This window comes from Marinitoga sp. 1154, assembly GCF_013363285.1.
Classification (GTDB): Bacteria; Thermotogota; Thermotogae; order Petrotogales; family Petrotogaceae; genus Marinitoga.
Genome location: NZ_LBFB01000008.1, coordinates 22994 through 36711 on the forward strand (window position 1 = coordinate 22994; position 13718 = coordinate 36711).

General features: G+C 30.5%; 15 protein-coding genes, 2 tRNA genes and 1 other annotated feature. Of the genes, 4 read left to right on the forward strand and 13 right to left on the reverse strand.

The window, feature by feature from the left end; translation table 11 throughout:
* Positions 1-8: 8 nt before the first annotated feature.
* The 10 genes from XO12_RS05205 to XO12_RS05250 form a co-directional block, all read right to left on the reverse strand.
* A complete protein-coding gene (locus XO12_RS05205) occupies positions 9-3617 on the reverse strand; it encodes a DNA-directed RNA polymerase subunit beta (RefSeq protein ID WP_175419802.1) in 3609 nt (1202 codons plus the stop codon).
* Between the two features lie 110 nt (positions 3618-3727).
* On the reverse strand, positions 3728-4108 hold the full coding sequence (gene rplL, locus XO12_RS05210) for a 50S ribosomal protein L7/L12 (RefSeq protein ID WP_047266365.1): 381 nt from the start codon (positions 4106-4108) through the stop codon (positions 3728-3730).
* Between the two features lie 30 nt (positions 4109-4138).
* Complete coding sequence (gene rplJ / locus XO12_RS05215; protein ID WP_047266364.1) at positions 4139-4687, reverse strand: 50S ribosomal protein L10; 549 nt, start codon at positions 4685-4687, stop codon at positions 4139-4141.
* 9 nt (positions 4688-4696) lie between these two features.
* Positions 4697-4835, reverse strand: a sequence feature (ribosomal protein L10 leader region).
* Between the two features lie 17 nt (positions 4836-4852).
* A complete protein-coding gene (rplA, locus tag XO12_RS05220; RefSeq protein WP_175419803.1) occupies positions 4853-5554 on the reverse strand; it encodes a 50S ribosomal protein L1 in 702 nt (233 codons plus the stop codon).
* Positions 5555-5568: 14 nt separating this feature from the next.
* Positions 5569-5997, reverse strand: a complete 429-nt coding sequence (rplK, locus tag XO12_RS05225; protein ID WP_175419804.1) for a 50S ribosomal protein L11 — start codon at positions 5995-5997, stop codon at positions 5569-5571.
* A 47-nt stretch (positions 5998-6044) separates the two neighbouring features.
* The gene (locus XO12_RS05230) at positions 6045-7103 is read right to left on the reverse strand and encodes a transcription termination/antitermination NusG family protein (protein ID WP_175419805.1); all 1059 of its coding nucleotides are present in this window, start codon (positions 7101-7103) and stop codon (positions 6045-6047) included.
* Positions 7104-7124: 21 nt separating this feature from the next.
* Positions 7125-7352, reverse strand: a complete 228-nt coding sequence (secE, locus tag XO12_RS05235; RefSeq protein WP_047266360.1) for a preprotein translocase subunit SecE — start codon at positions 7350-7352, stop codon at positions 7125-7127.
* A gap of 74 nt (positions 7353-7426) precedes the next feature.
* Positions 7427-7591 (reverse strand): 50S ribosomal protein L33, encoded by a 165-nt coding sequence (gene rpmG, locus XO12_RS05240; protein ID WP_047267463.1) that lies wholly within the window; start codon positions 7589-7591, stop codon positions 7427-7429.
* 36 nt (positions 7592-7627) lie between these two features.
* Positions 7628-7714 (reverse strand) — tRNA-Tyr (locus tag XO12_RS05245).
* 18 nt (positions 7715-7732) lie between these two features.
* A tRNA-Thr gene (locus XO12_RS05250) sits at positions 7733-7808 on the reverse strand.
* 205 nt (positions 7809-8013) lie between these two features.
* On the opposite strand from XO12_RS05250, the gene XO12_RS05255 reads away from it, so the two are divergent.
* Positions 8014-8622: an NUDIX domain-containing protein gene (locus tag XO12_RS05255; protein ID WP_175419806.1), complete on the forward strand. Its 609-nt coding sequence runs from the start codon at positions 8014-8016 to the stop codon at positions 8620-8622.
* Here the strand turns inward: XO12_RS05255 and XO12_RS05260 are convergent.
* Positions 8563-9393, reverse strand: coding sequence for a DMT family transporter (locus tag XO12_RS05260; protein ID WP_047266358.1), 831 nt, complete (start codon positions 9391-9393; stop codon positions 8563-8565). The genes XO12_RS05255 and XO12_RS05260 overlap by 60 nt on opposite strands.
* Positions 9394-9533: 140 nt before the next feature.
* On the opposite strand from XO12_RS05260, the gene XO12_RS05265 reads away from it, so the two are divergent.
* From XO12_RS05265 to XO12_RS05275, 3 genes are all read left to right on the forward strand, one after another.
* Positions 9534-10097, forward strand: coding sequence for a hypothetical protein (locus XO12_RS05265; RefSeq protein WP_175419807.1), 564 nt, complete (start codon positions 9534-9536; stop codon positions 10095-10097).
* Between the two features lie 12 nt (positions 10098-10109).
* Positions 10110-10739: a Crp/Fnr family transcriptional regulator gene (locus XO12_RS11620; RefSeq protein WP_047266356.1), complete on the forward strand. Its 630-nt coding sequence runs from the start codon at positions 10110-10112 to the stop codon at positions 10737-10739.
* 229 nt (positions 10740-10968) lie between these two features.
* On the forward strand, positions 10969-11421 hold the full coding sequence (locus XO12_RS05275) for an Hsp20/alpha crystallin family protein (RefSeq protein ID WP_047266355.1): 453 nt from the start codon (positions 10969-10971) through the stop codon (positions 11419-11421).
* 30 nt (positions 11422-11451) lie between these two features.
* On the opposite strand, the gene XO12_RS05280 is transcribed toward XO12_RS05275, so the two are convergent.
* Both XO12_RS05280 and XO12_RS05285 read right to left on the reverse strand, forming a co-directional pair.
* Positions 11452-12915: an NAD(P)/FAD-dependent oxidoreductase gene (locus XO12_RS05280; protein ID WP_175419808.1), complete on the reverse strand. Its 1464-nt coding sequence runs from the start codon at positions 12913-12915 to the stop codon at positions 11452-11454.
* On the reverse strand, positions 12915-13385 hold the full coding sequence (locus XO12_RS05285) for a hypothetical protein (RefSeq protein ID WP_047266353.1): 471 nt from the start codon (positions 13383-13385) through the stop codon (positions 12915-12917). The genes XO12_RS05280 and XO12_RS05285 overlap by 1 nt, the downstream gene beginning before the upstream one ends.
* Positions 13386-13718: the final 333 nt, after the last annotated feature.

Here is a 13718-nt window from a genome sequence, read left to right on the forward strand (position 1 = left end):
AGGGGAATTTATAATTTATCAACATCTAATTCGTTACCGTCCTCATCAAACAAACGAACATCTAACATTAATCCCTGTAATTCCTTAACTAAAACCTTAAAACTCTCTGGAATTCCAGGATCTGGAAGATTTTTACCATTTAATATTGCTTTATAAACTTCATTTCTACCTTTTATATCATCAGATTTATATGTTAGCATTTCTGTTAATGTATGAGCAGCACCATAAGCTTCTAAAGCCCAAACTTCCATTTCACCAAATCTTTGACCACCAAAATGAGCTTTACCTCCAAGTGGTTGTTGGTGAATTAATGAATACGGACCCGTTGAACGAGCATGCATTTTATCCTTTGCAATATGAACCAATCTAAGCATATACATATATCCAATAGCAATTGGATAGTCGAAAGGTTCTCCTGTTCTTCCATCTCTTAATACTATTTTTCCACTTTCTATCTCTGGAGCATCTCCAAGGTCAAGTCCATATTCTTTACGCACTTCATCCAGCTCATCCATTCTATTATTTTTCCTTGCTTCATATAATGCTTTCATTATTTCTTTTTCTTTTGCACCATCAAAAATAGGAGTTGCAAAATGTCTCCCTGTGAGTTTTGCCAGCCATCCAAGATGCATTTCCAATACCTGTCCAAGATTCATACGTGATGGAACACCTAACGGACTCAGTATCATTTCAATTGGTTTTCCATTTGGCAAAAACGGCATATCTTCTTTCCTTAAAATATTTGAAATAACTCCCTTATTTCCATGCCTTCCTGCTAATTTATCTCCAACATTCAATGTTTTCTTCGAAGCAATATATACTTTTACATATTGATTTACACCTGTTTCAAGATCTGGAATATCTTTTCTTGTATATACTTTTACATCTATAACTCTTCCTTCAATACCATGTGGAACTGTTAATGAAGTATCTTTAACATCTTTACCTCTATCTCCAAATACTGATCTTATTAATTTTTCTTCTGGCGATGTTTCTGATTCTCCTCTTGGAGTAACCTTACCTACTAAAATATCTCCTGAGGTAACATATGCTCCTACTCTAACAATACCATGTTCATCTAGATTTCTTAAAGATTCTTTTTTTACATTTGGAATATCTGCTGTAATTTCTTCCGGTCCAAGCTGTGTATCCATAGCTTTTGTTTCATAAACTTCTATGTGTAAAGAAGTAAATGTATCCCTTTCAAGTAGTTCTTCATTTACAAGTATAGCATCTTCAAAATTATATCCTTCCCATGGCATAAATGCTACTAAAATATTTTTACCTAAAGCTAACTCTCCCATATCAATCGCTGGCCCATCGGCAATTGGGGCGCCTTTTTCCACTATTTCATTCATTTCAACTATAGGCCTTTGATTTATTGTCGTATCCTGATTTGATCTGATAAATTTCCATAATGTATATTTATCTTGAACAGGATTCCCATAATTATCAACTATTTCTTTTCCATTTTCATCTATTCTATCTATAATTATTGTTTTACCATCAATATATGATACCTTTCCTCTATGTTTCGCCTTGATTACATAACCCGAATCTCTTGCTGCAAGCCATTCCACTCCAGTACCTACATATGGAGCTTCTGTAATCATCAAAGGAACTGCTTGCCTTTGCATGTTTGACCCCATTAAAGCACGGTTAGCATCATCGTGTTCAAGGAACGGTATCAATGATGTTGAAACTGAAACAATTTGTTTTGGGGTAACAGCAATAAATTCAACATCTTCTCTATGAACATATGTAACCTTTCCCGCATGTCGGATTTCAACATATTCTGATTTTATTATTCCATTTTCATCTATTTCTACAGATGCTGGTGCAATAATCTTTTCTTCTTCTTGATCTGCAGTTAACCAATAAACACCTTTATCATATAAAACCTTACCTTCTTTTACCCTATAATAAGGAGTTTCCAGAAAACCAAACTCATCAACTCTGGCAAGTATTGCTAATGAGGTAATCAAACCTATATTAGCTCCTTCTGGTGTTTCGATAGGACACATCCTTCCATAATGCGAATGATGAACATCACGAACCTCAAATTTTGCATGTTCCCTTTTTAATCCGCCTGGCCCAATAGCTGATAATCTTCTTTTATGAGTTAATTCAGATAATGGATTTACCTGATCCATAAACTGTGATAATTGACTGGTTGCAAAAAATTGATTTATGGTTGTCATTATAGCTCTGGAATTTATTAAAGAATTAGGTGTCAATTTTTGAATATTTGGTATAACGCTTAATTTTTCATTTAGTATTGGGAGCATTTTAGAAAATGATCTTTCAAATTCTATTTGCATTAATTCCCCAACAGATCTAACTCTTTTATTCCCAAGATGATCTCTGGTATCGAGTAATTCCGGATTCTCTTTCATTTCTAACAAATGTCTTGAAGCTAATATTAAATCGAGTTTTGTTAAAGTCTTTTCATCTTTATGAGGATATTCTACATCTTCACCTTTTTCGACATTTTTCTTTTCAACATCTATCAAATATTTTTTATAAACATCTTCCATTCTATTAACTATTTTCTTTCTTCCAATCATCGAAAAATCAAACGTATTAGGATTAAAGTATAAATTATTTATATAATCAGTAGCAATGTTTACTCTTGGAATTTCACCAGGTCTTAATTTTTTAAATAATTCTTTATAAGCCTCTTCTGGAGCCAATATTGAATCTTCTGTTTCATATGATTTTTTGAACAGGTCTAAGGTATTCTGCGCAACAATATGAGCGACAGTAATTTCTGAAATTCCTAAATCAATCAATTCATCAACGATTTTATCTGTTAAACGAATACCTCTGTATGTTTTATTTTCTTTATACAATTCAGAACTTTCAGGTACAGCAATATCAGAAAGTATTGTTATATTTTTTTCAAGGTATTCTGTTAAATCATAATTTAAATTAATTTTTTGCGGATATAAATCTAATATTGCTAAATCCGAATCATATCCAAGCGCTCTCAAAAATAAGAAGAAATTGAATTTTCTTTTTCTATCTATTCTTATTTGTAAGAAATCCTTACCCGGATTGGGATTATATATTATTTCTAACCATGCACCCTTAACAGGTAAAAAGTGGGCAACAAAATAAGGTCTTGTTTGTTTAACACTTTTTTGTTCTTCACTTACAAAATATACACCCGGTGACCTGACAAGCTGGTTAACAACAACTCTTTCTGCACCATTTATTATAAATGTACTTCTATCAGTTATTTTTGGTATATTTCCAAAAAATAACGAATCACTGGGTTCTATTATCTCCCCAGTACTATGATCTGTTATTCTGATTTTAGCCTTCAATGGAACTGTATAAGAAAGACCTTTTTCTTTACATTCCATTTCCTCAAAAAGCGGATCTTCTGTCCAAACTTCAGTAAACTCAAGCGAAATCTTACTTTTCCTTTTACCTTTTAATTCCACCGTAATTGGCGAATACTTGTCTAATACTTCTTTTACTCCCTCTTTTACAAACCATTCAAACGAATTAAGCTGAATTTCCAATAAATCATGAAAAAGCGTCAAATTTTCTTTAACTTTGCCAAAAAAATGCCTTTCTCTTTTTCCCACCTTTAACACTCGGGTGTTCACAAAGAATCACCTCGTCTTCCTAATTTTTTATTAGCAAAACAATACCGCATCAGACTATAGTCTGATGCGGGTAAATTATATCATATAAAAGTTTATATTTCTTTAAGAAATTACTTCAATTCTACTTCTGCGCCAGCTGCTTCTAATTTTTTCTTTAATTCTTCTGCTTCATCTTTTGCTGCTCCTTCTTTTATAACAGCATCTGGAGTACCTGCTTTTTCCACTAAGTCTTTAGCTTCTTTTAATCCTAATCCTGTTATTTCTCTAACAACTTTAATTACATTTATTTTCTTTGCACCAAAGCTCTTTAATACAACATCAAATGAATCTTTTTCTTCTGCTGCTGGAGCTGCTCCGGCAACTGGTGCTGCTGCAACTGCAACTGGTGCTGCTGCTGATACTCCAAATTCATCTTCTAAAGCTTTTACTAATTCTGCTAATTCTGCTACTGTCATTTCTTTAATTGCTTGAATTAATTCTTCTCTTGTCATTTAAATACACCTCCTGAAATTATTTAAGTATTATTGTTTTTCTTTCTCTTCTTTTATAGCATTCAACGCATATAAGAATTTTCTTAATATTCCGCCTAATGCACCAACCAAACCAGATATAGGAGCATTTAAGCCGCCCACCAACATAGCCAACAACTGTTCTTTTGATGGTAATTTTGCCAATTCTTCTGCTTCTTCTGAAGAAAAGATTTTACCTTCTAAAATTCCAGCTTTAATAACTGGAACATCTAACTTATTTTTCTTTTTAAATTCCACTAAAACTTTTAATGTCTCAATTGGATCAGCTTCTTTAGTGTAAAGTAAAGCTGTGTTTCCTTCTAAATATTTCTCAAAATCTTCTAAGTTTAACCCTGCGTTTTTTATTGCAGTTTTTATCAAAGCATTTCTTGTGATTTTAAATATGACTTTATCTTCGAACTTTTTGTATAATTCACCTCTAAATGCATTTGATTGAGCAACTGTCATACCTTTAAAATCAACAAAGGTAATAATTGAAGATTCTTTGAATACAGTTTCTAATTCTTTTAACAACTCAGCCTTTTGCGCTCTTGTCAACACCGACTCACACCTCCTCTAAAAAAATCTGCGGTCCCGAGGACCGCAGAAAGACTAAAACATTATTGTTTTATCTTCAGCGTACCTCGGCAGGCGGGTTTCCACCACATTATATATTACCTGCTGTCTTCAGTACATATTTACGTGAGTATTATAACACAAGTACCGTTACTTTTCAGTTAAAAATTCAGAAACGTTTAATTTCAATCCAGGACCCATTGTTGGAGCTAATGAAACTTTCCTTATAAACTTTCCTTTTGCTCCAGATGGTCTCATTTTTTCTATTTGTTGTAAAGCTTCTACTATATTTTCTCTTAATTTTACAGCATCAAATGATTTTTTACCTACTGCTATATGTAAATTTCCTGTTTTATCATTTCTTACTTCTATTTTACCTGCTTTGAATTCCTTTACTGCATCAGCAACATCATTTGTAACTGTACCTGATTTTGGAGAAGGCATCAATCCCCTTGGACCTAATATTTTACCTAACCTTCCAATTTCTCTCATCATATCAGGCGTCGCTATAGCTATATCAAAATCTGTCCAGCCACCCTGTATTTTCTGAATAAATTCCTCAGAACCTGCATAATCTGCTCCTGCATCTAAAGCCTCTTTTACTTTATCACCTTTAGCAAATACTAAAATTCTAACCTTTTTTCCTGTTCCATGAGGTAAAGATATATTTCCTCTAACCTGTTGATCATTTTTTCTTGGATCTATACCTAAAACCATATGTAATTCTATACTTTCATCAAACTTTGCTGTTGCTATTTTTGGAAGTATTTCTAATGCTTCATCCAATGTATAAAATTTTTCTCTATCAATTGTTTTTTTTGCTTCTAAATATCTCTTACCATGTCTTGGCATTCACACACACCCCCTTAACCTTCGACTACTTCTATGCCCATATTTCTTGCAGTACCTTTTATTATTTCCATAGCTGCTTCAATTGTTTTTGCGTTTAAATCGGGCATTTTGATTTCTGCAATTTCTTTTACCTGAGATAATGTTATTTTTCCGACAATCTCTCTACCAGGATTCGAAGCACCTTTTTTTAATCCAGCTGCCTGTAAAATTAAAAAGGAAGCTGGGGGGGTTTTTAATGTAAATGTAAATGATCTGTCTTCATACACAGTAATTTCAACAGGAATAATCATTCCTGCCTTATCAGCTGTTGCCGCATTAAACTTTTTACAAAATTCCATTAAATTTACACCATGCTGACCTAATGCAGGACCAACTGGTGGCGCAGGTGTTGCTTTACCTGCTGGCAACTGTAACTTCACCATTCTTGCTACTTTTTTTGCCATACAATTCCCTCCTTTGTGGTATTAGCGGGGTTTCCCTCCCACCGTTATTAATCTATCTTTTCTATTTCTGTTAAACCTAATTCTACTTCTGTTTCTCTACCAAACATATTTATTGTAACTTTTACACTTTGCTTATGTAAATCTATATGAGTAATTTTTCCAGTAAAAAATTCAAACGGTCCACTTATAATACGCACATGTTCTCCAACCTGATAATCCACTCTTAACTTACTTTCTTTAACTTCATAATTTTCTTCACCTGTAAGCCTCAACAGCGCTTTGACTTCTTTTGTTTTTAATTGAACAGGTGTTCCGCCTATATTAATAAAATTAATAATATAAGGGATTTTTTTTACCATTTCCTGTGTTTCTTTATTTAATATCATTTCAATAAACATATATCCCGGAAATAATCTTGACACTCTGGTTTTTAAGATTATAATTTCCTTCCTACTTGCAAAATCCCTTATTTCCACTTTTCCTGAAGATTTCGCTTTATATTGTCTCTTATTTCCCAGAATCTGACCCTTTTCCACGTACGTTCCTTTTCTAAATGCATTAGAATCAAAATTATCCTTAAACACAAAATATACATCTTTTGCATTAGAATCGGTTTGTATAGTAACCCTTTTCAACTTATCAATAGAAATTATAATCCCGTCTAAATCAGCCTCATATCCTTCTTCTCTCGCAAGAGGTATTCCAACATGTATTCTGGAATTTACCTTTAATCCTCCTATTATCTTTGCACTTTCAGGAATTAAAAATGTTTTTGTGAATTTTTTATCCTTTGTTTCCACTATTATCTTTCTGAAATTTTTCACTTCAATAATTGTTCCTGAATTTTTCACAATTATCGGTGGTTCTTCTGCCAGTAAATCTCCTTTTTTTACATTTTCTCCATTTTTTACAAAAACAGTCGCTTCTTCTGATACAACCATTCTCTCAATTCTTTTATTAGTTAAATCGATTTCACTTTCCTCTGGTATTAATATCTTTCCAAACATCTTCTCTTTTTCATATAATTTAGCCTTTTCTTCAATTAATTCTTTAACCTTATATTCCATGCCAGAGAAAGTTTGTAAAATATACCATTTCTTACGCATGTTTATTCACCTGCTTTATTTTCATTGAGTAGCGCCAGTTCCCAATCCACTTTTAATACCTATTAAAGGATAAACAACTTTGGAAAATAGATTTAACAAGCCATAATCAGCTATAAATAAATATAATGATACAAAAATCAATATTGCCAGTACTATTAACGTCGAATTTACAGCTTCTTTCCTATTTGGCCATTTAACCTTTTTAGCTTCTTGCATAACTGAACTTAAAAATAACCAAAATTTTGACATTAAAACACCCCCAGAATTTAATCATAACCCCCTATATCAGGGGGTTGATTTCTTTTTAGAAGAAGTCTTACAATTTATATTTTTGATTCAACATGTAAAGTATGTTTATTACAATGAGGACAATATTTCCTAAATTCTAATTTTTTCTTAGAGGTTCTTTTTCTTTGTTTGTAATAATTTCTTCTATTACATTCGGTGCATTTTAATGATACGGTTAAAACAGGACTTTTTGCTGCCATTTTATTTCACCTCACATAACATTGTAATTAATGAAATGGTGGTGAGGGAAGGATTCGAACCTTCGAAGGCAATCCGCCAGCGGATTTACAGTCCGCCCCCTTTGGCCACTCGGGCACCTCACCACCTATAGAAAAAAATTATGGAGCCGACGAAGGGACTTGAACCCCCAACCTGCTGATTACAAGTCAGCCGCTCTGCCAATTGAGCTACGTCGGCAACTCATCCGGGGATTATTATACCAGATAAATACCATACTGTCAATTACTTAATGATTAAGAAGTTATTACTCAATTGAAACAACTAAAAATTTAAAAGATATATTAAGGCGTTCAAAAAACTAATAGAAATATGATATAATTTTAAAAGCATTTCTTTTAAAAACATTTCTTTTAAAAACATTTCTTCAGAAAGGAGCCGATTTATGAATAATATTAAAGAATTTTTCAATTCTCTCAACTTAAATTTTGATACCAAAAGACTTTTAAAAAACGAAAAACAAAAAATAGCTGTAATGTGTTATGCAAAAAATCAATTTAATGAAATTTTAATGCTCGAAAGATTCAAAGAACCTTTTTCAGGAAAACTTGTTCCACCTGGTGGAAAGGTTAAAAATAATGAACCAATAACAGATGCAATGAAAAGAGAATTTTTTGAAGAAACTGGATTTGAATTAAATAATTTGAAATTAAAAGTATTCACATCAGAAGAAGGACCAGAATATTATAACTGGATTTTATTTGTTTTTTTAGCAAATATTAAATTAGAAAATTCCGAAAAAAAAGAATTGAAAAAGTGTAATGAAGGGATTTTAAAATGGGTAAATGTTGATAATTTACTAAAAGAAAACCTTACTGAAATCGATAAAAAAATTATCCCATACTTATACGAAAAGCACGGGATATTTTTTATCGAAATAAATTACGATAATAACAAAAAGGCTAAAATACTAAACATTGAACAAATTCAACTTCTACATTTCCCTTATTTCTTTAATACCAAATCTAACAGATGCTATTATCAACGCAGATAACAATATAATCGCTCCTATTATTTGTTGAGTTGTCATTCTTTCACTTAAAAATATATATGCTGATAACATAGCAAATATAGGCTCTCCCACAAAGATAAATGCTGTAGTATTGGTTGAAACAACCTTTTGATATTTTAATTGAATTAATGTTGCAAAAATTGTAGCTAAAACAGCAGTAAACAAAGCAACTCCAATCATAGGTAAAGTAATATTTATCGGCTTAGTAAATGATAGCATTCCATTTAATAATGCTACGGTCAAAAATTGATATCCTAATAATGATGTTTCTTTTTCAATTTTAGAAAACTTTGTTATATATACCATGGACAATGCAAAAGCTACTGCACAAACTACTGTTAAAAAATCTCCAAGATTAAATCCTTTTATTCCTCCCGATAACAAATAAGATCCTACAACTGCAATAGGCAAAGCTATTATATGATTTATATGCGCTTTTTCTCTTTCTACTAAATACGAAAAAAAAGGAACCATTATTATATATAATGATGTTATAAATCCACTTTTAGATGCCGTTGTCAAAGTTAATCCTATTGTCTGGGTTATAAAACCTAATGCGATAAATAGTCCTATAATTATTCCATATTTAAAATTTTGTTTTTTCCATATTAAAAATGATAAAAAAGAGGCTATAGCAAATCTCAAAGTTAGATATATATATACATCATCACTCCCAACTGTCATCTTCACTAAAGGAAATGTACTTCCCCATATAAATGTTACTATAATCAACAAAAAGTATGCTTTAAACACATACATCCCCCCAATATTTCGTATTACTAATTATTTTATCATATTTATAACCCTCTGTCAAAAAAATAACATTGCTAAAAAGGATATTTCATTTTGAAAAAGAAATATATAGTAGTAGAATAGTAGTAGAGGGTGTTATTATGAGAATTGACAATTCATTACCTCAACTTGATAGTAAAAGTATATACTTAGAATCAAAATTAAGAAAATTATTATTAGAAGCTATTAAAAGCAAGAATAACAACTTGCTTTTAAAACTCGGTAATATAAATAATTTAATAAAATCTGGCAATCTGGATGCAGCGGAAAGAGAAATAAAAAATGCAGAAAAAACCATATCTTTTAAAGATATAAACAAAAAAAGCGTTATTAATAAAAATGTTATTAATATAGTTCAAAAAACTACAAATGATAAAAAGAAAGAAAAAATATATGACTCTAAAGAAAATAACATTTATCTACAAGATAATTCTCCTGATTCTGCAGTTTCTTTTCAATATCCAACTGCTATACCAGAAAGTGCGTCTTTTCTTTTCATAAATTCCCATGAAGGAGAACATGCGAGAGAAATAATAAAAGAAGCTATGTTTAAAGGTAAAATGTCACAAGTTTATGTAAGATATTTTACATCATATGATTCAGAAGGAAGGCTTGTGTATACTGGCGGAGTAACATGGGGGAAAATATTAGACTCTAAAGTTTAACGGAGGGAAACTGTGAATAAATTTATAATAGAAAAGATCGCATCATTCGATGAAGATATAAATAAATATAGCAAAATATTAAATATTAAAAAAAATGAAATCCTGCATTCACCACATGAAAAACTACAACAGATGAGTATAGTATTGGAAGGGCTCTTAAAAGTGGTAAAATTCACCTCAGAAGGAAATGAACAGGTTCTGAAATATATAAAAAAAAGCGAAAGCTTTGGTGAAGGCTTAATATTTTCAGAAGAAAATTATCCATCATTTATTATTGCTGAACAGGATTCTAAGGTTTTCGAAATCTCAAGCAAAGGTGTTTTAAACCTATTTAAAAAAAACGAAGATTTCCTTGTTTTATATTTAAATGAGATTTCAAGAAAATTAATGAATTTATCCAACATAATAGATATCCTCATAATAAAATCTATTAAAGAAAGAATTATAAAATATTTTTCATTATTATATAAACAACAAAAAACGGAAATTATTTACTTTAAATCAAAGCAGAAAATAGCAAGTGATATTGGGAGCGTTAGAGAAGTAGTTTCAAAAAAAATAAAAGAACTGATAAATGAAGGCGTAATTGAAGAAATAGATAAAAATCATATTAAATTATTAAATCTAAAATTATTTGAATAACTGCGATTTAAATCGCAGTTATTTTTTTGATTAAGTATTATCAATTAAAAGTAAAAAGTGCTATACAATTTAGTAAATATTAAATTTAAATAAATTATAATATTTTTATTATAAGATATATAAAGATTTTTTAAGAAAGAAAAAATTTTTGAACCTGAAAAATTTTTTTTCGTCATAAAAAATGGAAGTCGATAAAAAAGAAAAATTTTGAAAAAGGAGGGGATAAAATATGAGCGAAATCAAAAGATATGAAAGAGGAAACTTTTTCGAACCATTTGAAACATTGAAAAGGGAAATAGAAAGATTATTCGATGATTTTGGTACTTTAGATATGTTTGAAAATTCAAAAGCTTTTGCAATGCCATCTCTTGATATTTATGAAACAGAAAAAGAGATAGTAATTGAAGCAGATGTTCCAGGTTATGATAAAAAAGATATAAATATTAGATTAGATGATGACATATTGACTATATCAGCCGAGAAAAAAGATAATAAAGAAGAAAAAGGTAGGAATTATATAAAGCGAGAAAGATATTTTGGGAAATTCGAAAGGTCTATTAGATTACCGGATTATATAGACTTTGAAAAGATTAAAGCTAAATTTAAAGATGGCGTTTTAAAGATAGAGATACCCAAACTTGCAGAAAAGGTTAAAAAATTCAAACAAATCAATATAGACTAACAACAACTCCCACCAGGGAGTTGTTGTTTTTTAATTTTCTTTAATTCCAAGATTCTTGAAGTAATTTAAATTTACTTTTTTTGGTATGATTCCAGAACCTTTGCTTTTTTCTGGTATTTTATTTTCCGGAATATTCAGTACTTCTGAAATAACCTTTTTTATTCTTGGTATGCAAAATTCACCCTGGCAAAATCCCATAGTTGCTCTTGTTCGTTTTTTTACAGCATCTATAGACTTTATAGGAATTTCTCTTGTTAGAGCGTCTATAATTTCTTTTTTACTAACCATTTCACATCTGCATATTATTTGATCATTATTATTTAAGTTTAGCATTTTATTTACTTCTTTATAGGTCAAATTTTTTTTAATGATTATTGGCGGTCTGTAAGGGTCGAAATCGCTTTTTTTAATCAATTTTAAGCCGGATTTTTTTAGTATATTTACAACCATTTTTGCAATTGCCGGTGATGAGGTTAATCCCGGCGACTCTATACCAGCAACATTAATAAATCGTTCTTTTGATTCTTCAATTATAAAATCTCCTGTTGATGGTGTTGGTCGTATTCCAGAGAAAGAAGTTAATACCTTTCTTAAATCAATATCAGGAACAGATTTTTTTGCAGTTTTTATTATATATTTTAATGTTTCTATATCTGTAGATGTGTCATCTTTATCGCTATTTTCATCTGCATTTGGTCCTATCATTAAATTACCATGAAAAGTAGGCGTAACTAAAATACCTTTACCTTTTTTTGTTGGAGTTTGAAATATTACTCTATTAATTATATTACCATAACCTTTATGAAATATAATATATTGTCCTTTCCTTGGTTTTATATAAAAATTTAGTATTCCCATCATATATGAAATTTTATCGCTATATACGCCTGCAGCGTTAATTATATATTTTGTTTTATATGATGAGTTGTTTGTTATTATATTATAGTAATCACCGAATTCTCCTATACTTATAACTTCATTTTCAAGTTTTAATTCTACACCATTTTTTATAGCACTTTCTACCAATGCTATAGTCATTTCATATGGTGAAGTTATTCCTACATCTTTCGCATATAACGCAACTTTTACGTTTGTACTTACATTTGGTTCTAATTCTAAAATTTTTTCTTTATATATTATCTCAATCTCTTCTTCTTTTACACCGTTTTTTAGTGCGTTTTCATATAAGTTATTTATGTTAAACTCGTCTTCTTTATTGAAACCAAGCACCAATGCTCCAGTTTTTTTATAACCAAAATTTAATTCGTCATTTAATTGTTTATACATTCTATTGCCTTCAAAACATAATCTTGCTTTTAGCGTTCCATATTTAGAAGCATATCCTCCGTGAACAATACCACTGTTAGCCTTTGATGCTCCATTACTTACATCATCAGATTTTTCAAGAATTAAAATTTTAAGATTATATCTTGATAATTCTCTGGCTATTGCTGCACCAACAACACCAGCACCAATAATTGTGACATCATACATTATATCCCCTCAAATGGACAAATTTCCAATATTTTTATCAATTTGGCAGGTTCCAACCTAAATGGTGATCCTTTCCCCTGAAAAAAATGGTGTTTCTCGATTAAATGTATTGAAAGATCACTGAATATTATACTTTCTTTTGTATTTAAGTTTATAACTTTAGTTACGACTTTTCTAAAAAAACCATCCTCAAATGGGCAGGGCAAATGTCCTCTTGCTTCACCTACCTGAACTTCCCATTTTTTATCTACAGTTATAGGCTCTCCCATACCTTTTTCACCCTGTTTTTTTAAATATTTTAACCTTTCTACAATTTTTTCAATTGAACAATTTAGATTAGAAATCATTTCTTCATCATCTATAATTATATCCAATATATTTCTATCATCGTTTCCAAGAAAACCTTCAGCTGTTATTATTCCTGGTTTCATATTTTCCTGAGCTTTTTGAAACTCAGGTGTCATTTTCATAATTTTCCCCCCTTACTTTTAATTATTAGATTATTGTCTAAAAAGTCTCAAATGAAACGAAGACTCGAAGATTGCACTTAAAATTATGAATGAAAGCCGTCAAAATTACATGGACGTAATTTTGAGCGAAACAATACACGATGTATTGTTTGAGCGACGGCTGAGAATGAATAATTTTAAGGATTAGCAATCAAGCTGTCTGAGTGAATTTGACTTTTTGGACACTCTTTTAATTATTAACATGTCCAAAAAGTCAAGCAAGCGAGATGAGCTATTTTTGAAGATTAACAATCAAGGTTTGAGCGTTTTGACTTTTCAGACATCGTACTAATT